The organism is Acidobacteriota bacterium (assembly GCA_012729555.1).
GTDB lineage: Bacteria > Acidobacteriota > UBA6911 > UBA6911 > UBA6911 > UBA6911.
Window position 1 is genome coordinate 1 of sequence record JAAYCX010000087.1, and the last position, 23,270, is coordinate 23,270.

Here is a 23,270-nt window from a genome sequence, read left to right on the forward strand (position 1 = left end):
GAACGCCCGGAAACGGAACAAGGAATCCTTGTTCATTATCAAGATCGGAAATTCCGGCGAATCGCCCCCCGCCGCGCCGCCGGTTGCGGTAGAATCCACGGGAGCACCGGATCGGGGTTTCCATGCGTGTTTTGATCTTCCGCCTTCTCCTTGCGTCCCTCTGCCTGGGACCGGCCTCCGCGCTGCCGGCCCGCGACCTGCGCGAGGCGCGCTTCGTCGAAAGGGCCCGGGAGGGGTTCGCCCACATCTTCAACCAGGACTACGCCCCGGCCCGGGACCTTTTCCTCGCCCTCGAGAGGGAATACCCCGCCCACCCGGCGCCCCCCCTCTACCTGGCCTCGATCCGCTGGATGGAGGAGATGGCGCGGCGGCAGGACCTCACGCTCCACCGCTTCGTGTCCGCCTCCCATTTCGCCGCGAAGACCGACCTGGTCATGCCGGAGGGGGAACGGGCGGCGTTCCTCGGCGAAATCTCCAGGAGCGAGAACCTCGCCGCGGCCATCCTGGAGCCGTCGCCCGGGGACCGGGACGCGCGCTACTACCTGGCCACCGCGGCCGGGCTGCGCGCCTCCTTCGCCATCACGATCGATCACTCCCTGCGCGAGGCCTTCCGCAGCGGCCGGAAAGCCTACGGCCTCGCCAGGGGATTGATCGGGGAGGACCCCGCCTATTACGACGCCTACCTGATCACCGGGGTCTACGAGTACATCGCCTGCAGCGTCCCCTGGTACGTGAAGTGGATGACGGTCGTCATCGGACTGGGCGGCGACCGGGAGCTGGGGATGGAACACGTCCGGCTGGCCTCGGAAAAGGGGACGGTCGCCCGCGACGAGGCCTCCCTGATCCGGATGATCCTCGAAGTCCGCGAAAAGCGCTACGCCGAGGGGCTGAAGATCGCCCGCGCCCTGCACGGGAAATTCCCCAGGAGCTTTCTCCTGGCCCTCAGCGTGGCGCAGATCGAGCAGCTGGCGGGGATGAGGGAGGAGGCGGCGCGGACGTTCGTGCGGATCGAGCGGCAGGTGGAGCAGGGGCGGCCCAATTTCGACCGGATCCCCCTCGGGGAGTTCCGGTTCCACCTCGCCACCCAGCTGATGCACATGGAGCGGCACGACCTGGCCGCGGAGCGGTTCCGGCTCTGCCTCGCCGACCCGCTGACCGGGACGGAGGAAAAGGCCCTCTCCCACCTCTCGCTCGGGAAGATCCACCTCTGGCTGCACCGGCCGGCGGCGGCGGAGCGGGAACTGAGGGCCGTGCTCTCGCTGCCGGAAACGGAAGACTCCCACGGCCAGGCCCGGAGGCTGCTGAGGCGCCTGGGGCGGGACTAGCTATTTCCCGACCAGCCGCAGGGCACGCTCCACGACGGCGTCCACCGTGAAGCCCAATTTCCCGAACACCGTGTCGCCGGGGGCGGAAGCCCCGAAGCGGTCCAGGGCGAGGATGTCCCCCGCGTCCCCCACGTACCTGTGCCACCCCTGGGAGATCCCGGCCTCCACGGCGAGTCGGGCGCGCACCGCGCGGGGGAGCACCTCCTCGCGGTACTCCCCGGGCTGGGCGTCGAACAGCTCCCAGCTCGGCATCGACACCGCGCGCACCGCTATCCCCTTCTGTTCGAGCCTCAGCTGCGCCTCCACCACCAGCCCCACCTCCGAACCGCTGGCGATCAGGATCAGCTCCGGGCGCCCCCCCTTCGCGTCGGCCAGCACGTACGCCCCCCGGGCCAGGAGCGAAGCCGGGGCGTAGAGCGCGCGGTCCAGGACCGGCGTGTCCTGCCGGGTGAGGACCAGCGCGACGGGGCGGCGGCGGTTTTCCACCGCCACGCGCCAGGCTTCGGCCGTCTCGTTGGCGTCCGAGGGGCGGATCACGCAGAGGCCCGGGATGGCCCGCAGCGCGGCCAGGTGCTCCACCGGCTGGTGGGTAGGACCGTCCTCGCCGACGCCGACGCTGTCGTGGGTGAAGACGAAGACGACGCCCAGTTCCATCAGGGCAGCCAGCCGCATCGGCGGGCGCATGTAATCGGAAAAGACGAAGAAGGTGGCCGTGTAGGGGATCACTCCCCCGTGGGCCGCCATGCCGACGGCCGCCGCTCCCATGGCGTGTTCGCGCACGCCGAAGTGGATGTTGCGCCCCTCGTACCCCCACGGGCCGCCCACCTCCCCCTGGAGGTTATCCGGCCGGCTGCCGGGGGCCCCGAAATCCCCCCCGTCCTTGATGACGGTCTTCGTCGAGGGGTTCAGGTCGGCCGACCCCCCGAAGAGGGCCGGCAGCACGGGGGCGATGGCGTTGATCACCTTGCCCGAAGCCGCCCGCGTCGCCATCCCCTTCGGGTCGGCGGCGAAGACGGGGAGGCTCCGCTCCCACCCGGCGGGCCTTTCGCCCCTCATCGCCCTCTCGAACTCGCGCGCTTCCGCGGGGAATTCGGCCGCGTAGGCCGCCATCCGCCGGCGCCACCCGGCCTCGGCCTCCCGGCCCGCATCGGCCGACCGGCGGAAAAACTGGACCGCCTCCCCGGGCAGGTAAAACGGGGGCTCCTCGGGCCAGCCGAGCGCCCGCTTGGTCCGCTTCACCTCCTCGGCCCCGAGGGGGGAACCGTGCGACTCGAAGGACCCCTGCTTGGCGGGGGACCCGTACCCGATCTCCGTCCGGACCAGGACCAGGGAGGGACGCGCGGTTTCGGCCTTCGCCGCCGCGAGCGCCGCGGAGATCGCCTCCAGGTCGTTCCCGTCTTCGACCCTCACCGTGTGCCAGCCGTAGGCTTCGAAGCGCGCGGCCCGGTCCTCGCCGAAGGAAAGGTTGGTCGTGCCCGCCAGGCAGACGCGGTTGTCGTCGTAGAGGCAGACGAGCTTGCCGAGCCGGAGGGTGCCGGCGAGCGAGGCCGCCTCGGCCGCCACCCCCTCCATGAGGTCGCCGTCCCCCGCCAGGACCCAGGTGTGGTGGTCGACGATATCGTGCCCCGGGCGGTTGAAGCGCGCCGCCAGGTGGGCTTCCGCCATCGCCATCCCCACCCCGTTGGCCAGCCCCTGTCCCAGGGGCCCGGTCGTCACCTCCACCCCCGGGGCGTGGCCCCGCTCGGGATGACCCGGGGTCCGGCTCCCCCACTGCCGGAAATTCTCGATCTCCGCGAGCGGGAGGTCGTAGCCGGTCAGGTGCAGCAGGCTGTAGAGCAGCATCGACCCGTGCCCGGCGCTGAGCACGAAGCGGTCGCGGTCCCACCACCCGGGGTCGGCCGGGTTGTGCCTGAGGAACCGGGTCCAGAGGACGTAGGCCATCGGGGCGGCGCCGAGGGGCAGCCCCGGGTGGCCGCTGTTGGCCTTCTGGACCGCGTCGATCGAAAGGGCCCGGATGGAATTCACGCACATCCGGTCCAGCGTGGAGGATGAGGATGCCGCCGGCATGTCAGGACTCATGAACATTCTCCAAAATTTGACGGGGGAAACCGCAAGAACGCGCCAAGAGCCAAATGTAGATGGCGCCGCCGCGGATGTCAAACCAAACCACGCCGGCGCCGGGCGCGGAAAATCGCCCTCCGGCCGCAAACGCCCTGCAATTTCCCCGGCCGGGACGCTATAATGCGGCTTCGCGAGGAGATCGAATATGCGAGTTGTGCTCGGGGCAGACCATGCCGGATTTGAGCTGAAACAGACCCTGCTGGCCCACGTCCGGTCGATGGGGCACGAGGTGATCGACGCCGGCACCGACGGCGCCGAGCCGGTGGATTACCCCGACATCGCCGAGGCGGTCGGAACGGCCGTCGTCGGGGGGGAGGCGGAACGCGGCATCCTGATCTGCGGCAGCGGGGTCGGCGCCGTGGTCGCCGTCAACAAGATCCCGGGGATCCGGGCCGGCGTCTGCCACGACTGCTACTCCGCCCACCAGGGGGTGGAGCACGACGACATGAACGTCCTGGTGCTGGGGGCCCGCATCATCGCCTCCGCCCTGGCCCAGGACATCGTCTGGCTCTACCTGGGCGCCGAATTCAGCCGCGAGGAACGGCACCTGCGCCGGGTCGGGAAGATCCGGGAGCTGGAGAACCGGTTCTCCCGCACCCCCCCGGGATAGCCGCTCTTACCCCTCCCGGGCCGCCGGCGTGAATTTCACGTCCCACTCGTGGACTTCCAGGCTGCGCGCGCCCGAGGCCACGTAAGGGTCGCCCGCGGCGGTCTTTTCGGCCTCCGCGAGCGAGGGGGCCACGTAGATCACCAGCCCGCCGCTGTTGTCGAGGAATTTCCCCCGGGCGAAGATCTCCCCGCTCTTCTCCCTTTCGGCCAGGAAAGCGACATGCTGCTCGCGGAAAGTCCGGTTCTTTTCGGGGTCCTTCATCATCAGAAGCGCTGCGAAATATTTCATGGCATTCTCTCCAGATTCCCATTATTTATTATATCCGGCATTCCAGGCCGGAACGCCGGAGGATACTATAAGGGAACACCGGCCGGCGGAGAATGCAAAAATCCTTGGGGGCGAAAAAGACCATGGCGGCAGACACCCGTAGAAAATCCCGCTCGCTGAAGTGGGCCCTCCCGGCCGCGGCCCTCCTCGTTGCCATCGTCGCGGCGCTTCCGTTTCTCATCGACGCCGACCGGTTCCGGCCCCAGGTCGAATCGAGGCTGTCGGAGGCGCTCGGCCGGCGGGTCCGGATGGGCGCCATCCGCCTTTCCCTGCTGTCGGGCAGGCTGGCGGTGGAGGGCCTCGAGATCGGGGAGGATCCCGCATTCGGCACGGCCCCCTTCGTGACCGCCCGTTCGCTCAAAATCGGCGTCCGGATGCGCCCCCTCCTCTTCTCCCGGCAGGTGCGGATCACGGGCATCACCCTGGACAGGCCGGAGATCCGCCTCATCGGCCGCCCCGACGGGAGCTGGAATTTCTCCAGCCTGGGCGCCGGAGAGCCCACGCGGACGGAGGAAACCGGGGAGGGCGCGGCGCCGGACGTTTTCATCCGGCGGCTCCGGGTCTCCGACGGCCGGGTCACCGTCATCGAGGGGGAGGAGAAGCCGTCGGTCTACGACTCCGTGAACCTCGCCGCCGACAACCTTTCCCATGCCGCCGCCTTCCCCTTCACCCTGACCGCCGCCCTCCCCGGAGGCGGCGACGTACGCCTGGAAGGGACGGCCGGACCGCTCGGCGGGGAGGACACCCTGCAGACGCCGTTCGCGGCAGAGCTGACCGCCCGGGATTTCGACCTGGTCGCATCGGGCTTCGTCCGCGAGGGTTCGGGGATTTCCGGGCTCCTCGATTTCAGCGGGACCGCCTCCTCGGACGGCCGCATGCTCGAAAGCGCGGGCAGCGCCACGGCCGAAAGGCTCCAGGTGGCCCCCGGAGGGAGGCCGGCCGGCAGCCCGGTCTCGCTCGATTACCGCCTCAATTACGACCTGGAGGTGCGCCGGGGGGCGATGGAGGAGGTGCGGATCGGCCTTGGCACCGCGGCAGCCACCCTGGCCGGGAGCTTTGACGCCAGGGGGGAGACGCCCGACCTCAACCTGAGACTGGACGGGGCCGCCATGCCGGTGGGAGAGCTCGGGGAGTTTCTCCCCGCCTTCGGCGTGACGCTCCCCAGGGGGGCGACCCTCAAAGGGGGCACCCTCGACGCGAAGCTGACGGCCGAAGGCCCGCTCGACGCCCCCGTCATCCGGGGAACGGCCGAAATGGCCGGGACCCGCCTGGAGGGATTCGATCTTTCGGGCAGGCTGGCGGTGGTCGCCCGCCTGGCGGGCCTCCAGCCCGGTGAGCATACCGAGATCGAGACTCTCTCCACCGCCTTCGAGATGACGCCCGAGGGGATCCGGGTCGAGCGGCTGCTGCTGGTGGTACCGGCGCTGGGAACCCTCTCGGGCGCCGGGAGGATCTCGCCCGAGCAGGCGCTCGACTTCGCCATGCGGGCGGCGATCGAACCGGGGGGGACGCTCGGCGCCGGCCTGGGCCGGCTGGTGAAGGGGGGAAAGCTCGACATCCCCTTTTTCGTCCGCGGGAACGCGTCCGACCCCGCCTTCGTCCTCGACCCCCGCGGGGCGCGCGGTCTCCTGGATAGCGTCCTGGGGGGCGGCGACGGGGAAGCTGCGGGGGGGGACGCGGGGAAGGGGCTGGAGGACACCCTCCGCAGCATATTCAAATAGAAGGCCTGACAAGGAAGGCCTGACAGGGGCACGGAAGGAACATACCTGAAACAGCGGAGGAATGACGCATGAAGTTGCGCACAGCCATCATCGCGGTTCTGTGCCTGGGCCTCGCCTGCGGCGCCGGCATCCCGGGCACCCAGGCCCATGCGCAGGGGAAGGGCGCGGTGGAGATGCCCGAGATCACCGTGCTCAGCCCGATGGGCACCCCGCCCCCGATCACCCTGAAAGCCCAGGCCCCGCGCCTGGACACGCTCGACGGCAAGACCCTCTACCTGGTCAACACCGGTTTCGTCGGCACCGAGCGCCTGATGGAAGTCATGACGGAGTGGTTCGCGGCCAACCATCCCAGGACCACCATCGTCAACAAGCGGAATCCTTCCATGGATGTCCCCGACAAGGCCCTGTGGGCCGAGATCCAGGAAAAGGCGGACGCCGTCATCATCGGCCTGGGACATTGAAGCGTCTGCGCCCCCGGGGCGGTCCGCCTCAGCATAGACATCGAACACGGCTTCAGGAAACCCTCGATCCCCCTCATCCTCTCCGATTTCCACAAGCAGGAGGTCGAGGTCGCCCTCAACGCCGGCATGCCCAACCTCCGGATCCAGTATTTCCGCGGACCGGTCTGGGGCAAGACCAACGACCAGCTCCGCAAGCAGATCGTCGAGGGGAACAACCCGATCACGGGCGGGCGCGTCATGCAGGAAATCATCGGCCACCTCACCCGGCCCCTGACGGCGGAGGAAAAGAAGACGGGGCGGCTCGACCCCGGGCGGGGACCGGCCACCTTCACCGGCACCCCGGATGAGCTGCAGCAGCTGTTCCTCGAGAAGCGGATGACCGATTTCCTGCCCGTCACCCTGCCGACCGGGGACAAGGTCGAGGAGATGCTCAAGGCCACCAGCCACGAGCCGGACGAGATCCTGGGCAAAATGAACCCCGGGTCGGAAGCGGGCGACGTCTGGACCTACACCGTCCGCGACGCCGCGGTCAACGCGGTCATGGCGGGCGCCAGGCCGGAGCATTTCCCCGTCATCCTGGCGCTCGGGTCGACCGGCATGACGCCGGTGAACGTGTCCGACAACGGCTTCATGGCGGGCGCCGTCATCAACGGCGCGATCCGCGAGGAGATCGGGCTGAACTCCGACATCGGCGCCGTGGGACCCTACGCCCACGCCAACACGGTGATCGGGAGGGCCTGGAGCCTGCTGGCCATCAACGGCGGCAACTGCGGCAAGGTGGGGACCACCTACATGGGCACGGTGGGCAACCCCGTAAACCTGGCCAACATCATCATCGCCGAAAACGAGGAGAACTCCCCCTTCGAACCGCTCGCGGTGAGGCGCGGTTTCCGGAAGGGGGAAAACATCATCACCCTGTTCATGGGCTGGGGCATCCTCTCCGCCAAGAACTGGAAGGCCAACGTCTGGGGCTCCACCATGAACTACCCCCAGATCATCAAGGACATCTACGCCCAGCAGGACCCGATGTTCGGCACCATCGCGGTGCTGAGCCCGCCGATCGCCAACTTCGTCAGGGACGCCGGCTACGACACGGTGGAGGAGTTCACCGAGTTCGTGACCGACGCCGGGGCGGCCAAGCCGAAGCCGGAGTTCGGCGGATTCGGCATGAGGGGCGGCGGCTTCACGGTCGTCGTCACCGGCGCGTCGAACAACAACTACTTCATGATGGGCGGCATGGTGCCGACCGTGTCGGTCAAGATCGACGACTGGCGGTAAGCACGAAGGAGAGAGAGTGGCGCAACAGTACGTGTACGTGATGAAGGACCTGCGCAAGGTCTATCCCCCGAACCGCGAGGTTCTGAAGAACATCTGGCTGTCGTTCCTGCCCGGGGCCAAGATCGGGCTGATCGGCTCCAACGGCGCCGGCAAGAGCACCCTCCTGAAGATCATGGCCGGCGTGGTCAAGGACTTCCTCGGGGAGGCCTGGCCGGCCGAAGGGGTGCGGGTGGGGTACCTGCCGCAGGAACCGGAGCTCGACCCGGCCAAAACCGTCCTCGGCAACGTCGAGGAGGGGGTGCGCCCGGTGCACGATCTCCTCGAGGCGTTCGACCGCATCAACGCGCGCTTCGGCGAGGAGCTCTCCCCCGAGGAGATGGACAGGCTGATGGCCGAGCAGGGGCGGGTGCAGGACGCCATCGACGCCTGCAACGGCTGGGAGATCGACCGCACCCTCGAGATCGCCATGGACGCGCTGCGCCTCCCCCCGGGGGACGCCGACGTCACCACGCTTTCGGGTGGGGAGCGCCGCCGCGTGGCCCTCTGCCGGCTGCTGCTCGAGCGCCCCGACCTGCTCCTGCTCGACGAACCGACCAACCACCTCGACGCGGAATCGGTCGCCTGGCTCGAACGGTTCCTCAAGGAGTATCCCGGGACCGTGGTCGCCATCACGCACGACCGCTACTTCCTCGACAATGTGGCCGGGTGGATCCTGGAACTGGACCGGGGCGCGGGGATCCCCTGGGAGGGGAACTACACCTCCTGGCTCGACCAGAAGCGGGCGCGCCTCGAGGCGGAGGAAAAGCAGGAGTCGGCCCGCCGCCGCACCCTCCAGCGGGAGCTCGAGTGGGTCCACATGTCCCCGCGCGCCCGGCAGGCCAAGGGAAAGGCGCGCCTCAACGCCTACGAGCAGCTGCTGGCGGAGGAAATGGCCGCCGAGAAGAGGGCCCAGGCCACCGACCTCCACATCCCGCCGGGGCCGAGGCTGGGCGACCTGGTGGTCGAGGCCAAAGGCCTGCGCAAGGGCTTCGGGGACAGGCTCCTGATCGACGACCTCTCCTTCCGGCTCCCCCCCGGGGGGATCGTGGGCGTCATCGGCGCCAACGGCGCCGGCAAGACCACCCTTTTCCGCATGATCACCGGCGAGGAGACACCGGACGCGGGGGAGCTGCGGATCGGGGAATCGGTCCGGATCGCCTATGTCGACCAGAGCCGCGACGCGCTGCGGGGGGAGCGCCAGGTCTGGGAGGAGATCGGCGACGGCCGCGATATCCTCACGCTGGGCAAACGGGAGGTCCCCGCCCGCTCCTACGCCGCGGCCTTCAACTTCAAGGGGTCGGACCAGCAGAAACTGGTCCGGGACCTCTCCGGCGGGGAGCGCAACCGGGTCCACCTGGCGAAGGTCCTGAAAAGCGGCGGGAACCTCCTGCTCCTCGACGAGCCGACCAACGACCTGGACGTGGACACCCTCCGCTCGCTCGAGGACGCGCTCCTCTCCTTCGCCGGCTGCGCCGTCGTCATCAGCCACGACCGCTGGTTCCTGGACCGGATCGCCACCCACATCCTGGCCTTCGAGGGGGATTCCGGGGTGGTCTGGTTCGAGGGGAACTACCAGGACTACGAGGCGGACCGCCGGCGCCGCCTCGGGGCCCAGGCGGACCAGCCCCACCGCATCCGCTACAAGCCCCTGGTCAGGGGATGAGGGGGGTGAGCAGCCGGATGACCAGCCGGCCGTCCGGCTGCCGGGAGACATCGATCCCGCCGATCCGGTCTTCCACCGCCTCCCGCCCGACGCTCCGGATCCCGTCCCCCTCCAGCCAGTAGATGCGGGTGAGGGGGAGCATGGCGACGCGGGGAAGGAGGGCGGCCACCCGCTCCCTCCTTTTCCTGCTGCGGCGCCGGCAGGCGTCCCGCAGCGCCCCGACGAGCGGCAGCCCGGCGGAGCGCCCCGCGCCCGCCCCGGACCGGATGATCGGGGGGAGGACGTTCTCGTCCCCCTGCGTGTAGCGGACCAGGTCCTCCACGATCCCCGGGATCCGCGGCTCCCAGCCGCCGTCGGCGATTTTCCTGCGGTAGGCGCGGACGATCTGCTGGAACCCGAGCAGCTGGCGTTTCCCCTTCAACCAGGCGACCTCCGACAGGTCGAACAGGAGCAGGCTGAACTCGTCCAGGATCTCCGCCGCCGTCCCTTCGTCCAGGCCCGCTTCCCCGAGGAAATCGGGGAGCATCCGCCTCTCGAACAGGACCATCCGGACCTCGATGTCGCGCACGGGGCCTTCCACGATCTTTTCAAACATCCTCCGGCTGTCGCCGACGAACGCATCCAGCCTGCCGAGGTCCGCGCCGGGCGCCCCCTTCACCTTTTCGTAGAGGGTCCGCCCGAGGAACTCCTCCAGCCGCCCGAGCAGCCGCTCCCGGTTTTCCCGCCGGCCGGGATCGGCCAGGCCGAAGATTTCGAGCAGGCTCTTGTTGAACTCCTCCAGGATCTTCAGCTTGTGTTCCCCCGGGAGGCTGCTCGATTCCATGAACATCAGCAATGAATTCCAGTTCCGGCAGATCTCCTCGATCCGCCCCTTCGGTTTCCGGCCCATCAGGGTGCGGCGGTTCTGGATCTTGTCGCACGCCTTGGCCAGCGGGACGATGGCCCGGAGCCACTCGAACGTTTCCATGTCGGGCAGGATACGGTCCCCCGCGGTCAGGCACCCGGCGACGTAGCGGAGGTAATCGATCTCCCCGAGCGGCTGCGGGCGCTCCCCGGCCCCCTCCTCCTCCGGCCTGGTGAGGATTTCGAGCGCCTTGAGGATCCGTCCCCGGACGTCGTCCTTGCGGAACGCGGCCCGGATATCGTCCATGCTCGTGTCCGTATCCTCCAGGACATCGTGCAGCAGGAGCGTGACCAGGACGATCGCGTCGGTGACGCCGAAGACCTCCACCATGATCCGCGCCACCCGGATCGGGTGCTCGATGAACTTCCGGCGCACGTCCCCCACGGGCACCGTTTTCAGCTGCCGGCGGGAATCGCCGTCGTGGGAGCGGTAGGCGACCTTGTAGCCCTTCAGGAGCAGGGCCATGTCCGCCGACGACAGCGCCTTGCCCGAGGCCGTCTCGACCAGGCGCAGGAGCTGGTTGACCTGGTCGTTGATGTGGATGTGGTCTTCCTTGATGATGCGGAATTTTTCGAAATACTCCAGGTGCTGTTCGAGCATCCTCCTTTCCTCTTCATCGAGGCGCCCCCCCTCCGCCTCGATCCAGCCGACGAGCAGGTCGAAGAGCTCCCCGAAAGGGGTGCCGAACGGTTTTCCCCGGCGGATCCGGCCGAAGATCTCCCGGTAGCGCATGAAATCCCGGTAGCGGGAGGGGGAACTGCGCACCGCCAGGACCAGGTTCATGTAGTCGTAGGCCATCCAGACCCGCATCAGCGTCTCCCGCGGAATGCGCGCCATGTCCGGCCGGACGGCGTTGGCGTCCGCGATCTGGAGGACCTGGAGCATCTTGAGCAGGTCCTCCTTGCGGATGCCGGTCCCCAGCTCGACCGATTCGATATCGGCGTAGAAATCCTCGTGCAGCGTCCGGCCGTCCTTGACGCGGCCGTACGTCGCCTTTTCGATCAGGACCGACTGGTTCCGGACCAGGAACTGCACGATGGCGATATCGCGGGGCCCCCACCCCAGGCGGGCGAGAAAATCCTTCGCGAGCAGCGCCGAAATTTCGGGATGGATCAGGTGTCCGAGATAGTTTCTCGCCTCCCGCGTATCCAGCCCGAAAAAGGGGTAGGTTTCCTTCAGGATGGAGGCGTTGCGCTCCCGGTTCCTGCTCCACTCGGCCGCCAGCCCGTACCAGAGCCGGAGGTGCATCCCCCTGATGATGGCCACCTCCCCCAGGTCGTGAAAGAGCAGCGCCGTGTTGATCCAGAGCGTGGAGCCCCGCCGCGCCTCCGGGTCCCGGTACTCCTCCGCGCCGAAACTATGGATCCACCCGAACGCGTGCCGGACGGCTTCGAACGTATGCTCCATCAGGGGCATGGGACGATAGATGTTCGGGTCCTTTTCGGGCAGGTTCTCCTCGAAGGCGGCGAGTTCGGGGATGAGGCTCTCCAGCCTGCGGGTGCGGACGGCGCGCTCGAAGGCGCGCGGATCGGTCATGACCCTGGCGAACTCCTCCCCCGGGGGTCTCTCCCCGCGAAGGTGCTCCGCCAGGTGGGCTATGACGTGTCTCATCGGTGAAGGGTGTCCCCGCCGCGGATCACTTTCTCTTGAGCATCCGGTCGAGGCCGGCGAAGGGGTTGTAGGTGGAGACGGTCGCCTGGGCGCCCGTGGGGGCCGGCCCCTCCGACCAGTCGGCCACGGAGTGGCGCGCGTGTTCGTTCTCGTGGCACCAGACGCACAGCAACTCCCAGTTGCTGCCGTCGGGGGGGTTGTTGTCGTGATCGTGGTCCCGGTGGTGCACCGTGAGCTCGCGCAGCCGCTTCCCCTCGAATTCCCGCCCGCAGCGCCCGCACACGGGCGGGTACAGCCGGAGCGCCTGCTCGCGGTACCCCTGCATCCGCAGGTCCCGCTCGCGCCGGAGCCGGGCGATGAATTCGCGATCGTTGACTCCCGTATCGTTGGCCATAATCAAAAAGGGGACAGTCACCAGTGTCCCCCTCTGATTATACAGGAAATGATGGAGGGGGACACTGGTGACTGTCCCCATGCTATAATCGGGGTTTTGCAGAGGTGACTATGAAACCGATCAGGGTGGGGCTGCTGGGGCTGGGAACCGTCGGGGCGGGGGTGGCCAAGGTCTGCCGGACGCACCGGGAGGAACTGGAGGAGAAGGTCGGCGCTCCCGTCGTCCTGGGCGCCGTGGTCGATCAGGACATCACCACCCCCCGCGACGGGCTCGACCTGGAAGGGCTCCCCCTCGGCCGGGACGTCTCCAGGATCCTCGACGACCCCTCGATCGACATCGTGGTCGAACTGATCGGGGGGCTCGAACCGGCGCGCGCCTTCATCCTCCGGGCGCTGGCCAACGGGAAGCACGTCGTGACGGCCAACAAGGCGCTGCTGGCCACCCACGGCGAGGAGCTCTTCGCCGAGGCCCGCCGCCGGGGGTGCATGCTGGCTTTCGAGGCCGCGGTGGCCGGGGGGATCCCCCTGATCCGCTCGGTGAAGGAGGGGCTGGCCGCCAACCGGATCACCTCCCTGTACGGCATCGTCAACGGCACCTCCAACTACATCCTGAGCAAAATGACGGACGAGGGCCTGGAGTTCGGCCGCGTCCTGGCCGAGGCCCAGGCCGAGGGGTACGCCGAGGCCGACCCCACCTTCGACGTCGAGGGGATCGATTCGGCCCACAAGCTGCAGATCCTGGCGACGCTGGCCTTCCGCACCTCCGTGGGGCTCGGGGAGATCTACGTGGAGGGGATCACCCGGGTCACGCCGGAGGACATCGCCCTCGCGCACGAAATGGGGTTCCGCATCAAGCTGCTGGCCATCGCGAAATCGTCCGACGGCCGGCTCGAGCTGCGCGTGCACCCCACCATGATCCCCGAGTCCTCCCCGATGTCGGCGGTCTCCGGGGTATTCAACGCCGTCTTCCTCAGCGGCGACGTCGTCAACGACCTGATGTTCTACGGCCGGGGGGCCGGGCAGTTCCCCACCGCGTCCTCCGTCTGGGCCGACATCGTGGAGATCGCCCGCCGGCTGGCGGCCGGCCAGGCCGCCGTCCCCCAGGACCTCCCGGTCCTGGGGCGCACGCCGCTCGCGCTGAAGCCGATCGAGGAGGTTGCCTCCTCCTACTATCTCAACGTGTCCGCCCTCGACCGGCCGGGCGTCCTCGCCCAGGTCGCGGGCATCCTCGGCAGGCACGACATCAGCATCGCCAACGTCATCCAGAAGGTACACCAGAAGGCCAAGGCCGTACCGGTCGTGATGATGACGCACGAGGCGCGGGAGGGGAACATGCGGAAGGCGCTCGCGGAGATCGACTCCCTCCCCGTCATCGTCGCCCCCACGCGCATGATCCGCGTCGAGGAATCCTGAGACCGTCGATGATCGAGGAGGCCGCCATGACGCGTCGAAACGGGGACCCTGGCGAAGGCGTCCCGACGCCCCCCGGCAAACCATCCGCCCGGGCGCGAAAAATCCATGTCGAGGGGAACCGGGGGATCCGGGTGCCGATGCGCGAGGTCCTGCTCGAACCGACCCGATGCCCCGGGGGCGCGCTCGAGGAGAACCCGCCGGTCCGGCTCTACGACACCTCCGGCCCCTACACCGACCCCGCAGCCGCCATCGATCTCGAGCGGGGGCTCCCCGCCCTGCGCGCCGAATGGATCCGCGGCCGCGCGGGCTGCGACATCTCCGGACCGGGGCTCCCCCGGGCGGGCGGCGCCCCCGGCATCGCCTTCCCCGCGCGCCGCCAGGTCCTGCGGGGACGCTCCGCGGTGACCCAGATGCACTACGCCCGGCGGGGGGAGGTGACGCCCGAAATGGAGTTCGTCGCGGTGCGGGAAGGGGCCGGGCCCGAATTCGTGCGGGCGGAGGTCGCCGCGGGCCGCGCCGTCATCCCGGCCAACATCAATCACCCCGAGCTCGAACCGGCCGTCATCGGCCGCAACTTCCTGGTCAAGATCAACGCCAACATCGGCAACTCGGCCGTCGGTTCCTCCATCGCGGAGGAAGTCGAAAAGATGACGTGGGCCATCCGCTGGGGGGCCGACACGGTCATGGATCTCTCCACCGGCGAAAACATCCACGAGACCCGGGAGTGGATCGTCCGGAATTCGCCCGTGCCGATCGGCACCGTCCCCGTCTACCAGGCGCTGGAAAAGGTGGGGGGGGCCGCCGAAGAGCTCACCTGGGACATCTTCCGGGACACCCTCGTGGAGCAGGCGGAGCAGGGGGTGGATTACTTCACCATCCACGCGGGCGTCCTGCTGCGCCACATTCCCCTCGCCGCGGGGCGGCTGACGGGCATCGTCAGCCGCGGCGGGTCGATCCTGGCCAAGTGGTGCCTCGCGCACAACGAGGAGAATTTCCTCTACACCCGTTTCGACGACATCTGCGACATCATGAGGGCGTACGACGTCACCTTCTCCCTCGGGGACGGGCTGCGCCCCGGGTCGCTGGCCGACGCGAACGACCGGGCGCAGTTCGCCGAACTGGACACCCTGGGCGAACTGACCCGGAGGGCCTGGGAGCGGGAGTGCCAGGTGATGGTCGAGGGCCCGGGCCACGTCCCGCTCGACCGGATCAGGGAAAACGCGGAGCGCGAGGACTCCGTCTGCCACGGCGCCCCCTTTTACACCCTCGGCCCGCTGGTCACCGACGCCGCCCCCGGCTACGACCACATCACCAGCGCCATCGGCGCCGCCATGATCGGCTGGTTCGGCGCCGCCATGCTGTGCTACGTCACCCCCAAGGAGCATCTCGGACTGCCGAACAAAAAGGACGTCAAGGACGGCGTCATCGCCCACAAGATCGCGGCCCACGCCGCCGACGTCGCCCGCGGCCGCCCGGGGGCGCGCGCTCTCGACGACGCCCTGTCGAAGGCGCGCTTCGAATTCCGCTGGGAGGACCAGTTCAACCTCTCGTTCGACCCGGAGACCGCGCGGGAGTTCCACGACGAGACCCTTCCCCAGGATTCGTCCAAGGCGGCTCATTTCTGCAGCATGTGCGGCCCGCGCTTCTGCTCCATGCAGATCACCCGGGACGTGCGGGAATACGCGGCCGGGGGGACCCCCCGGCCCGGGGTCCGGGGAGAAGAGGCAGGAATTCCCTAGCGCATCCAGCGCGCGGAGGTCCAGCCGAGATGCGCGTGGGAGTTGAACAGCCGCAGCAGCGGCCGCGGCCCCCACTCCAGCACGGTGATGGTCCCCGGATCGAGAAACAGCCGGCGCGAAACCGGCAGCGGGACCCCCAGGACCGCGGCCACCAGCGCCTTGATCGGCCCGACGTGGCTGACCAGGGCGACCGCCCCGCCCGGGAACTCGCCCGCCAGCTCGTCGGCGAGCCCGACGACGCGCCGCTGCACCCCCAGGATCGATTCCCCTCCGGGGGGGGCGGCGGAGGCGTCCGCTTCCCAGCGCTCGAGCAGCGCCGCGTCCTCCGGCCCCAGGTCGCGGACCTCCCCGCGCGTCAGCCCTTCCCAGGATCCGAACGAGCCCTCCGCCAGGCGGGGGTCGCTGCGGACTTCCACCCCGGTCCCCGCTCCGATGGCGGCGGCCGTGTCCCCGGCCCTTCGCATCGGGCTCGAGACGACCCGCCGGAGGGGGATGCGCTCGAACGCTTCCCCGAGGAGGCGCGCCTGGTTCCGGCCGCGCTCGTTCAGCGGCTCGTCCCCCAGCCCGAGATAGCGCATTTCGACGTTCTGGGCCGTTTCGCCGTGGCGCACGAGATACAGCCGCACCGAGCCCCCCGCATCGCCCATCATCCGTTCTCCCGTCCCGGGCCCCCCTTGTGGGGGTGCCGCATCAGTTCGATGAATTTGCGGGCGGCCGGGGTGATCGGCCGCCGCGAGCGGACGATGACGCCCAGGGGGCGGTAAAAGTTCTTTTCCGTGAACGGGACCTGGACGAGGGAGCCGCTCTGGACCTCCTTCTGGACGCTGAGCAGCGGCACGATCGAGACCCCGGCGCCGATCTCCACGCTGCGCTTGATGGTTTCGATGTTGTCGAATTCCATGACCACGCGCACGTCGATTCCGTTCTCCCGGAAGATCTGGTCCAGCGCCCGCTGGCTCGCCAGCCCCTTTTCAAACGCGATATAGTTCTGCCCGCCGAGCTTGCGGATGTCGACGTGGGGCCTCCGGGCCAGCGGGTGTTCCGGGGCGCAGATGAGCACCAGCTTGTCGGCGGGGAGCGGGATGACGCGCAGGCCCTCGCGCGGCTCCGGGTAGGTCACGATCCCCAGGTCGATGGCGCCGGCGAGGCAGTCTTCGTAGACCCGGGTCCCCTTGCTGTATTCGACGTGGAGCCTGACCTTGGGATAGAGTTTCAGGAAAGTCTTCACCACGACGGAGATTTCGTACAGGCCGACGCTGTAGATCGTCGCCACCCGCACGCTCCCGGCCATGTCCTGCCCGATCGCCTTCAGTTCCAGCTGCATCTGCTGGAAGCCGTCGAGGATCTGCCTGGAGCGCTCGTAGAAGATCCTTCCCGAGGGGGTGGGGGAGACGGTCTTTCCGTCCCGGCAGAGGAGCTGCGTCCCGAACCGTGCCTCGAGGTTCTTGATCTGCTGGCTGACGGCCGACTGGGAGATGTCGTTACGGACGGCGGCGCGGGAGAAGCTCCGGCTTTCGACCAGGTCGCAGAAGACCTTGAGGGTCTCGATCTGCATCCTATTCCCCCTGAGGGGGGACGCCCGGACCGGTTTCGGGCGCGGACTGGCGCAGGTTGACGCTGCGCGCGAGCACGAAAAGCAGGTCGGAGAGCCGGTTCAGGTAGCGGAGGGAGGCGGGGCCGACGGCGCCCGAGCGGCCGAGCGCCAGGCACTGCCGTTCCGCCCTGCGGGCGACCGCGCGCGCCAGATGGAGCAGGCTTCCCCCCGGCGTCCCGCCCGGCAGGATGAAATTCCGGAGCGGCGGCAGGAGGGCGTCCAGGGAGTCGATCTCCGCCTCCAGGCCGGAGATTTCGGCAGGCCCGATCCTCCGCCCCTCCCCCCCGTCCGGTGCGGCCGCTTCCGCGCCCAGCAGGAAGAGGTGGCCCTGGACGCGGCGCAGGATTTCGCCCACCCCCTCCGGCAGCGCCTGCGCCAGGGCCACGCCCAGGAGCGCGTTCAGCTCGTCGAGGGTTCCGTTGGCTTCAATGCGGGGATCGTCCTTGGGGACGCGCCGGCCGCCGGCGAGGCTCGTGGTCCCGTCGTCCCCCGTGCGGGTATATATCGGTGTCATCGGGATCCTCCCGCGGGCGGCGCAGGGTCAGGACGTTTTACTTCGGGGTCAGGCGGTCTTCTTCTCTTTGCACGCGATGCAGACGGAGGTCCAGGGAACCGCCTTGAGCCGGGCCAGGCTGATTTCCTCTTCGCAGACGGAACAGATGCCGTAGGTGCCGTTGTCGATTCTCTCTATCGCCGCCTCGATCGCGCGCAGCAGCTTGGCGTCGATCTGCAGCAACCGGAGATTGACATGAACTTCGTTGTCGTCGCTCGCCTGGTCCACGAAGTCGCCGTGGCGCGTGTCCTCCATATTTTCCCAATGAGGCTTCTTGCCCGGGGCGTTGACGATGGAATCCCGCTTCTGTTCGAGGGCGGCCCTGAATTTCTTGAGATCCCTTTTGTTCATAACTCAACCTCGATTGAAAAAGTGAAACTATAGATCAAAATGGGCCGCATGTAAACCTCCAGATTGCCCCGACGGGGCGCCCGGCCGCGGCGCCTACCGCTTGAAGGTCAGTTCATAAGCGGGGACGATTTCGACCGGATGGTACGACTTCTTGGCCGCCCGGAGACCGGGATCCCCGAGATCCTCCTCGCGGTTGATGAACGCGTACCCCTGCGCCGCGATGGTTCTGGCCGTCTCCTGGTTGATGATCTGGTAGAGCCCCTTGTAGCTGCGCAGCGCGCGCTCGAAATGGATCGCCGCCGTCCGGGGGCCGATGGCTTCAAAGATGGAAAACGCCACCGGCCGGCCTTCCGCCTCGACGAGCACCCCCTGCTGCTCCCAGGCCTTGAAATGCTTCAGCGTGCTTTCCAGCGCGCTCATTTCCAGGGCCAGCATCCCCTCCACCTGGGGGCTCTCCTCCCCGGCGATCGCCTCCAGCACCGCAAAACAGGAGCCGGTCCGCTCCGCCGTCAGGGGGGACGCGGTCCATTCGTACAGTCCGTTCGCCTGGGAGATCAGGTTGCGCTTCTTGGCGTACTTGCGCCCCTTGAGCTCCGCCAGGGAGTCGGCGGCATAGAGGTAGTTGGACGCCGTCCGGTCCTCCCGGACCTGGAATTCCTGGACCAGGTCGGGGTTCTCCGCGAGGAACCGCTCGGAGACGCCGATGATTTTCAGCGGGTAGTCGAGCGCGGCGGCGCCCTGCAGAATCTTCCGGCGGCCCGCGGACCTCAACCGCCCCAGCGGTTGCAGCAGGTGGTGTTGCCCCGTCCTTTCGATGAAGCACGAAATCATGAGGCCCGCGTGGCCGCAGATGGCCCAGCCGTAGTGGTAAAAGGGGTTCCAGGCCGCGAGGACCGCGAACGTATACCCTGCCAGGGGGTGCGCATATCGCCTCAGCGCAGGGGTCAGGAACCCCCGGGCCCCCAACCGCAGCGGGGTGAACTCGAAATCGAGGAAAAGGTAGGCGGTCATGGGCGCTTGCCGTGGAGCATCGGCTGATACCCGGCCAGGGGACCGTAGCCCAGCCGTTCGTACAGTCCCTGGGTGCCCGGCTCGGCGACCAGCCCGATCCACGGGATCTTCCTCTCCAGGCAGAACCGGGTGAGCCGCCGCACCAGTTCCCCGCCGATCCCCCGGCCCCGGTGGGACGGGAGCACCACCACGTCCTGGATGTAGGCGTCGCTCACCCCGTCGGAGATCACGCGCGCCATCCCGATCGTCCGGCCCCCGGGCAGCCGCGCGACCATGAAACAGAGGCTTCCGCGAATCATGGAAGGGATGATGGCGCGCGCCTCGGGGCTCTCCTCCCACCAGCCGGCCGACCGGTAGAGCTCCACGACCTCTTCCACGGGGGCCGACGAAACGATCTCGAACGACACCTCCTGCATGAAAACCCCCTGCGGCGCCGCTAGAAAGGGAGCTTCTCGCCGGTTCCCGCCTCGAGCGCACGCTTGTAGATTTCGGCCGCCAGCGCGACATCCTCCAGGGCGACCCCCTGCGATTCGAACAGGGTGATTTCGGCCGCGTCCTCCCGGCCCGGGAATTCCCCCACGACCACCAGGCCCAGTTCGCGCGCGTCCTCCCAGTAGAACGCCTCCTCCCGGGCGGCAAGGGCCAGATCCCCGCACTCCATCCTGGCCTGTTCGAGGGAGTCCACGATCACGCACGCGCTCCGGCGGACCGTCTCCCCGTCGATCTCGCGCCGCGTCAGGAAATTCGATCCCACGGCGTTGATGTGGGTCCCCGCGGCCAGCCATTCCCCCTTGAAAACCGGTTCGGCGGAGGTGGTGGCCGTGACCACGATGTCCTGCCCCCGCACCGCGGCCTCCGGGCTTCCGGCCGGGACGACCCCGATCCCCGTGGCCTCCGCCGTCTCCCGGCAGAACTCCTTCAGCCTGTCCGCTGTCCGGGAATAGACCGTGACCTCGGTGATGGGACGGACGGCGCAGATCGCCTCGATCTGGGCCCGGGCCTGCCCCCCGGCCCCGAAAACTCCCAGCCTGGAGGCGTCCTCCCGCGCCATGAAGCGGGTGGCCACCGCCGAGGCGGCCCCGGTCCGCAACTGTCCCAGCCGGTCGGCCTCCATCACGGCGGCCAGTCGGCCGTCCCCTTCGTAGAGCAGCACCACGAACCGGTTGGCCCCGGAGACGCTGGTGTAGCTCTTCAGGCCGGCGTAGCCCAGCGGGGGGAGGGAGGCGCTCATCAGGTGGAGCATCCCCTTCTCCATGCGGCAGCGGCGGCGGGGGGCGATGTGGGCCTTTTCCTCCCCCTGAAGCCTGAATGCGCGCTCGACCGCATCGATGGCCGTGTCCATCGATGCCAGCCCGTTGATGTCCGATTCCCTCAGAAAAATCGCCATATCCTCCCCCTGCAATATCCTTGACGCCGCACAAATACCGGTCTTTCACTATACTGGAGCCTCCCGGCGCCGCCAAGGGGAAAACAGGGGCGGCGCCGCCCGGGGCAGTTTGCACTCAGCCCCCCGGCGCCCCCGGTGGTACACTGTACCGATCCGAAGGAGCGGTGGGACGATGATCCGAAGAACCCTGTTTTTCGCAATCACGCTGATTCTGGTGGCGGTGCTGGCCGGCCTGGTTTTCCGGGGGTGCCAGCGGGAAAAGGAGCGGACGGACGGGATGGCGGAGCTGACGCGCGAATCCCCCCCCTCCCCCGTAAGGGTTTTCGCGCCGGGCGACCTCGAGGTCGTGCGCTCCGACTTCGCGTTGAAAGCGGCGCCCGGCGGCGCGGCGGCCGCCAGCCACGATGTGGAAATCCGCAACCACGGAACGCTCCCCTACCAGGGGTTCCGGCTCGAGTTCGTCTATCTCGATGCCCGGGGGGACACCCTGGCCAGGGAGACCTGCACCCAGGAGCGCTCCCTCCCCCCGGGGGACGTGCTCGTAATCTCCGGCATCGAGCTGGCCCCGGTCCCGGCATCGGCCGTCCGGGTAGAGGCCTCGGTCCTCTCGGCCGACCTCGCCCCGCCGTCCCCACCCCAAGCCGGGCGGGCTCCCTGAACCGGCAAAGTCCCCGAAAGGGGGCCGAATTGACACTCCACCGGAATCTGTGATAGCCTCACCGTATACCGGTCCGTCATCGATGGTTTCCGGTGAAGGGGGCTCCTGGCCATGAAGTCTCTCTCTCACACGCTTCTGCTTCTGGGGATTCTGGTATGCGCACCCGCCCTGGCGGCAGCCGCCGGGGACAAGGGGCGGATCACGGGCAGCGTCACCAGCCTCGGGGGCCATCCCCTCCGCGACGCCGTCGTACGGATCGTCCGCGAAGTCGAAGAAGGAGAGTTCTTCACCCTGATCCGGAGCGACAGCCGGGGATTTTTCAAATCGGCCCTCCTGGCCCCCGGCATCTATCATCTCCAGGTCTCCCGCCAGGGATACGAGCCGGTCGCCACGACCCGGTTCGCCGTCGACGAAGACCGCTCCATCGCGCTCGACATCGCGCTCAGGGAATGGGTCCACGCGATCTCGCGCGAGGACGACGCCCGCAACTGGAACCCCGGAACGGTGCTGCGCGGCACCTCCGAAGGCCGGCTCATCTTCCGCAGCGCCTCCGGCACGCGTCCGGAGATCGCCGCGGCCGGCGCGGAATCGTTCACCCGGAGCGGGGCCATGAGCATCGCCTCCGGCGCCCCCGCCGGTACCCGGGGCTTCCTGCTGCGCCCGCACACCAGCCAGAGCGGGGTCTCCTCCAATTTCGCCCTCACGGAACCGCTCGGCTCCCGCAGCCGCATCATCCTTTCCGGCCAGATGGACGTCGGGGACGGGTCCTTCTGGCGCATGCGCAACACCTACCAGTACCGGCCCGACGGCGGCCACGATTACCGCGCCTCGGTCGGCTACGGGCGCATCGCGGGCCCTTACCCGAGTTCCGGATCGATCTCCTGCAGCGACGTCCCCGCCCCGTCGGGCCTGGAAACGTTCGACGTCAGCGTCGAGGGGTCCACGAAATTCCTGGACCTGGTCGCGGTCAAATACGGCGTCGACTACACCCGGCTCTATTACGGAGAGGACACGCACTTCCTGCACCCCTCCATCGAGATCGTGCTGACGCCGGCCGAGGGGTGGAGTCTGCGCACCTCCCTGGCCTCCCGGCGCCCGAGCGCCACCAACACCCTCGTCCTTCCGGAGGGGGAGACGATCGATCTCTCCGAACCGACCCTGATCACGATGGTGGGGGACCGGGTGAGCATGAGCCAGGTCCGGCATTCGGAATTCGCCGCGCGGAAGGCGGTGGCGGCGGATACGGCCGTCGAGATAGCCCTCTACAGCGACTACGTGCGGGGCCCCGGAATCCCCCTGATGGTCACCGAAATCGTTCCGGGGGCGGCCGCCCGGAAACACCTGATCGAAATGAACGACGACCACTCCAGCCAACGCGGGGTGCGGGTGACTCTCGACCACAAGGTCCTGGAATCCCTCCGCGGCTCGGTCGCCTACATCTACGGCGAGGCCCGGAGCGTGGCCGAAGGGGGAGCGCCCGGCTCCGTCGCTTTCCTGAAACAAGACCCGGCCGCCTTTCTCCGCCAGCGGTTCGAGCATTCCCTCACCGGGAGGGTCGACGTCACCCTCCCGGTCACCCTTACCGGGCTGATGACGACGGTGCGCTGGGACTCCGGCAGCCCGCTGACGGCCCTCGACTGGTTTTCCGACCGCATGGATATCGGCACCCGGTCGGTCAATTTCGAAATCCGGCAGCCGGTCCCCCGCCTGCCCGGCTCCTCCGGCCGGTGGGAAATCCTGCTCGACTTCCGCAACGTCCTCAACCAGGGGATCCAGGTGCTCCCCAGCGATCAGGGGGAACTGGTCCTGAACCGCAACCCCCGCTCCCTCCGCTACGGCCTCAACTACCGTTTCAACTGATCCCCCTATTTTCGGCTTGAACCTCCCCCGCCGTTCATTCAAAATATTGAACCGACGAGTTCAAGTTGTTGAAGCTCCGTTGCAGCGGGCAGACATGACGGGACGGCCAAAACTTATCTGTTTATCACTACTGTCCCAACGTTACAGGCATCATCGTGTATAAGCCATTGAATTTACGCAATTAGGGTCCCATGACGCGATTAAACGATTTGAAATCGAATCCCCTCAAAAGCCACCATTCGGTAGGAATC

Annotated in this window: 21 protein-coding genes; 10 read left to right on the plus strand and 11 right to left on the minus strand. The window is 68.2% G+C overall.

Annotated features, from left to right (window positions below):
* Positions 1 to 122 precede the first annotated feature (122 nt).
* Positions 123 to 1,325: a hypothetical protein gene (locus tag GXY47_14650; protein ID NLV32379.1), complete on the plus strand. Its 1,203-nt coding sequence runs from the start codon at positions 123 to 125 to the stop codon at positions 1,323 to 1,325.
* Here GXY47_14650 and tkt read toward each other — a convergent pair whose 3' ends face one another.
* A complete protein-coding gene (gene tkt / locus GXY47_14655; protein NLV32380.1) occupies positions 1,326 to 3,404 on the minus strand; it encodes a transketolase in 2,079 nt (692 codons plus the stop codon).
* A gap of 187 nt (positions 3,405 to 3,591) precedes the next feature.
* Here tkt and rpiB point away from each other — a divergent pair, with 187 nt between their 5' ends.
* Positions 3,592 to 4,056: a ribose 5-phosphate isomerase B gene (gene rpiB / locus GXY47_14660; protein ID NLV32381.1), complete on the plus strand. Its 465-nt coding sequence runs from the start codon at positions 3,592 to 3,594 to the stop codon at positions 4,054 to 4,056.
* A gap of 6 nt (positions 4,057 to 4,062) precedes the next feature.
* On the opposite strand, the gene GXY47_14665 is transcribed toward rpiB, so the two are convergent.
* Positions 4,063 to 4,344: a hypothetical protein gene (locus GXY47_14665; protein NLV32382.1), complete on the minus strand. Its 282-nt coding sequence runs from the start codon at positions 4,342 to 4,344 to the stop codon at positions 4,063 to 4,065.
* Between the two features lie 122 nt (positions 4,345 to 4,466).
* Between GXY47_14665 and GXY47_14670 the strand changes: the two genes are divergently transcribed.
* From GXY47_14670 to ettA, 4 genes are all read left to right on the plus strand, one after another.
* Entirely contained in the window at positions 4,467 to 6,104 is a 1,638-nt protein-coding gene (locus GXY47_14670; protein NLV32383.1) for an AsmA family protein, read from the plus strand.
* 68 nt (positions 6,105 to 6,172) lie between these two features.
* The gene (locus GXY47_14675) at positions 6,173 to 6,565 is read left to right on the plus strand and encodes a hypothetical protein (protein ID NLV32384.1); all 393 of its coding nucleotides are present in this window, start codon (positions 6,173 to 6,175) and stop codon (positions 6,563 to 6,565) included.
* Positions 6,566 to 6,691: 126 nt separating this feature from the next.
* On the plus strand, positions 6,692 to 7,843 hold the full coding sequence (locus GXY47_14680) for a hypothetical protein (protein ID NLV32385.1): 1,152 nt from the start codon (positions 6,692 to 6,694) through the stop codon (positions 7,841 to 7,843).
* 16 nt (positions 7,844 to 7,859) lie between these two features.
* The gene (gene ettA, locus GXY47_14685; GenBank protein NLV32386.1) at positions 7,860 to 9,545 is read left to right on the plus strand and encodes an energy-dependent translational throttle protein EttA; all 1,686 of its coding nucleotides are present in this window, start codon (positions 7,860 to 7,862) and stop codon (positions 9,543 to 9,545) included.
* On the opposite strand, the gene GXY47_14690 is transcribed toward ettA, so the two are convergent.
* Entirely contained in the window at positions 9,535 to 12,060 is a 2,526-nt protein-coding gene (locus GXY47_14690) for a hypothetical protein (GenBank protein ID NLV32387.1), read from the minus strand. The genes ettA and GXY47_14690 overlap by 11 nt on opposite strands.
* Positions 12,061 to 12,085: 25 nt before the next feature.
* Positions 12,086 to 12,454, minus strand: a complete 369-nt coding sequence (locus tag GXY47_14695) for an HNH nuclease family protein (protein NLV32388.1) — start codon at positions 12,452 to 12,454, stop codon at positions 12,086 to 12,088.
* Positions 12,455 to 12,564: 110 nt separating this feature from the next.
* On the opposite strand from GXY47_14695, the gene GXY47_14700 reads away from it, so the two are divergent.
* Positions 12,565 to 13,866 (plus strand): homoserine dehydrogenase, encoded by a 1,302-nt coding sequence (locus tag GXY47_14700; protein ID NLV32389.1) that lies wholly within the window; start codon positions 12,565 to 12,567, stop codon positions 13,864 to 13,866.
* Between the two features lie 26 nt (positions 13,867 to 13,892).
* Positions 13,893 to 15,605 (plus strand): phosphomethylpyrimidine synthase ThiC, encoded by a 1,713-nt coding sequence (thiC, locus tag GXY47_14705; protein NLV32390.1) that lies wholly within the window; start codon positions 13,893 to 13,895, stop codon positions 15,603 to 15,605.
* Here the strand turns inward: thiC and GXY47_14710 are convergent.
* The 7 genes from GXY47_14710 to GXY47_14740 form a co-directional block, all read right to left on the minus strand.
* Entirely contained in the window at positions 15,602 to 16,255 is a 654-nt protein-coding gene (locus GXY47_14710; GenBank protein NLV32391.1) for a histidine phosphatase family protein, read from the minus strand. The genes thiC and GXY47_14710 overlap by 4 nt on opposite strands.
* Positions 16,252 to 17,160, minus strand: coding sequence for a LysR family transcriptional regulator (locus GXY47_14715; protein NLV32392.1), 909 nt, complete (start codon positions 17,158 to 17,160; stop codon positions 16,252 to 16,254). Before GXY47_14715 ends, GXY47_14710 begins: the two co-directional genes overlap by 4 nt.
* Position 17,161: 1 nt before the next feature.
* Positions 17,162 to 17,713: a cob(I)yrinic acid a,c-diamide adenosyltransferase gene (locus GXY47_14720; protein NLV32393.1), complete on the minus strand. Its 552-nt coding sequence runs from the start codon at positions 17,711 to 17,713 to the stop codon at positions 17,162 to 17,164.
* Between the two features lie 48 nt (positions 17,714 to 17,761).
* A complete protein-coding gene (locus GXY47_14725; protein NLV32394.1) occupies positions 17,762 to 18,103 on the minus strand; it encodes a TraR/DksA family transcriptional regulator in 342 nt (113 codons plus the stop codon).
* A 93-nt stretch (positions 18,104 to 18,196) separates the two neighbouring features.
* A complete protein-coding gene (locus GXY47_14730; GenBank protein ID NLV32395.1) occupies positions 18,197 to 19,114 on the minus strand; it encodes a DUF2156 domain-containing protein in 918 nt (305 codons plus the stop codon).
* Positions 19,111 to 19,530, minus strand: coding sequence for a GNAT family N-acetyltransferase (locus GXY47_14735; GenBank protein NLV32396.1), 420 nt, complete (start codon positions 19,528 to 19,530; stop codon positions 19,111 to 19,113). Before GXY47_14735 ends, GXY47_14730 begins: the two co-directional genes overlap by 4 nt.
* Before the next feature lie 20 nt (positions 19,531 to 19,550).
* Entirely contained in the window at positions 19,551 to 20,501 is a 951-nt protein-coding gene (locus GXY47_14740; protein NLV32397.1) for an ornithine cyclodeaminase family protein, read from the minus strand.
* A gap of 172 nt (positions 20,502 to 20,673) precedes the next feature.
* On the opposite strand from GXY47_14740, the gene GXY47_14745 reads away from it, so the two are divergent.
* Both GXY47_14745 and GXY47_14750 read left to right on the plus strand, forming a co-directional pair.
* Positions 20,674 to 21,159 carry a hypothetical protein gene (locus GXY47_14745; GenBank protein ID NLV32398.1) on the plus strand — a complete coding sequence of 162 codons (486 nt, stop codon included), beginning with the start codon at positions 20,674 to 20,676 and terminating at the stop codon, positions 21,157 to 21,159.
* A 111-nt stretch (positions 21,160 to 21,270) separates the two neighbouring features.
* Positions 21,271 to 23,019, plus strand: a complete 1,749-nt coding sequence (locus GXY47_14750; protein NLV32399.1) for a carboxypeptidase regulatory-like domain-containing protein — start codon at positions 21,271 to 21,273, stop codon at positions 23,017 to 23,019.
* Positions 23,020 to 23,270 lie beyond the last annotated feature (251 nt).

What these genes read in the sequence shown, in the direction of transcription:
- GXY47_14740 (NLV32397.1), bottom strand. Translation starts at nt 20,501, where the DNA reads ATGGCGATTTTTCTGAGGGAATCGGACATCAACGGGCTGGCATCGATG.
- rpiB (NLV32381.1), top strand. Translation starts at nt 3,592, where the DNA reads ATGCGAGTTGTGCTCGGGGCAGACCATGCCGGATTTGAGCTGAAACAG.
- GXY47_14750 (NLV32399.1), top strand. Translation starts at nt 21,271, where the DNA reads ATGAAGTCTCTCTCTCACACGCTTCTGCTTCTGGGGATTCTGGTATGC.
- GXY47_14675 (NLV32384.1), top strand. Translation starts at nt 6,173, where the DNA reads ATGAAGTTGCGCACAGCCATCATCGCGGTTCTGTGCCTGGGCCTCGCC.
- GXY47_14690 (NLV32387.1), bottom strand. Translation starts at nt 12,060, where the DNA reads ATGAGACACGTCATAGCCCACCTGGCGGAGCACCTTCGCGGGGAGAGA.
- GXY47_14695 (NLV32388.1), bottom strand. Translation starts at nt 12,454, where the DNA reads ATGGCCAACGATACGGGAGTCAACGATCGCGAATTCATCGCCCGGCTC.
- GXY47_14725 (NLV32394.1), bottom strand. Translation starts at nt 18,103, where the DNA reads ATGAACAAAAGGGATCTCAAGAAATTCAGGGCCGCCCTCGAACAGAAG.
- GXY47_14715 (NLV32392.1), bottom strand. Translation starts at nt 17,160, where the DNA reads ATGCAGATCGAGACCCTCAAGGTCTTCTGCGACCTGGTCGAAAGCCGG.
- GXY47_14665 (NLV32382.1), bottom strand. Translation starts at nt 4,344, where the DNA reads ATGAAATATTTCGCAGCGCTTCTGATGATGAAGGACCCCGAAAAGAAC.
- GXY47_14745 (NLV32398.1), top strand. Translation starts at nt 20,674, where the DNA reads ATGATCCGAAGAACCCTGTTTTTCGCAATCACGCTGATTCTGGTGGCG.
- GXY47_14710 (NLV32391.1), bottom strand. Translation starts at nt 16,255, where the DNA reads ATGATGGGCGATGCGGGGGGCTCGGTGCGGCTGTATCTCGTGCGCCAC.
- tkt (NLV32380.1), bottom strand. Translation starts at nt 3,404, where the DNA reads ATGAGTCCTGACATGCCGGCGGCATCCTCATCCTCCACGCTGGACCGG.
- GXY47_14700 (NLV32389.1), top strand. Translation starts at nt 12,565, where the DNA reads ATGAAACCGATCAGGGTGGGGCTGCTGGGGCTGGGAACCGTCGGGGCG.
- GXY47_14735 (NLV32396.1), bottom strand. Translation starts at nt 19,530, where the DNA reads ATGCAGGAGGTGTCGTTCGAGATCGTTTCGTCGGCCCCCGTGGAAGAG.
- GXY47_14680 (NLV32385.1), top strand. Translation starts at nt 6,692, where the DNA reads ATGCCCAACCTCCGGATCCAGTATTTCCGCGGACCGGTCTGGGGCAAG.
- GXY47_14670 (NLV32383.1), top strand. Translation starts at nt 4,467, where the DNA reads ATGGCGGCAGACACCCGTAGAAAATCCCGCTCGCTGAAGTGGGCCCTC.
- GXY47_14650 (NLV32379.1), top strand. Translation starts at nt 123, where the DNA reads ATGCGTGTTTTGATCTTCCGCCTTCTCCTTGCGTCCCTCTGCCTGGGA.
- GXY47_14720 (NLV32393.1), bottom strand. Translation starts at nt 17,713, where the DNA reads ATGACACCGATATATACCCGCACGGGGGACGACGGGACCACGAGCCTC.
- thiC (NLV32390.1), top strand. Translation starts at nt 13,893, where the DNA reads ATGACGCGTCGAAACGGGGACCCTGGCGAAGGCGTCCCGACGCCCCCC.
- GXY47_14730 (NLV32395.1), bottom strand. Translation starts at nt 19,114, where the DNA reads ATGACCGCCTACCTTTTCCTCGATTTCGAGTTCACCCCGCTGCGGTTG.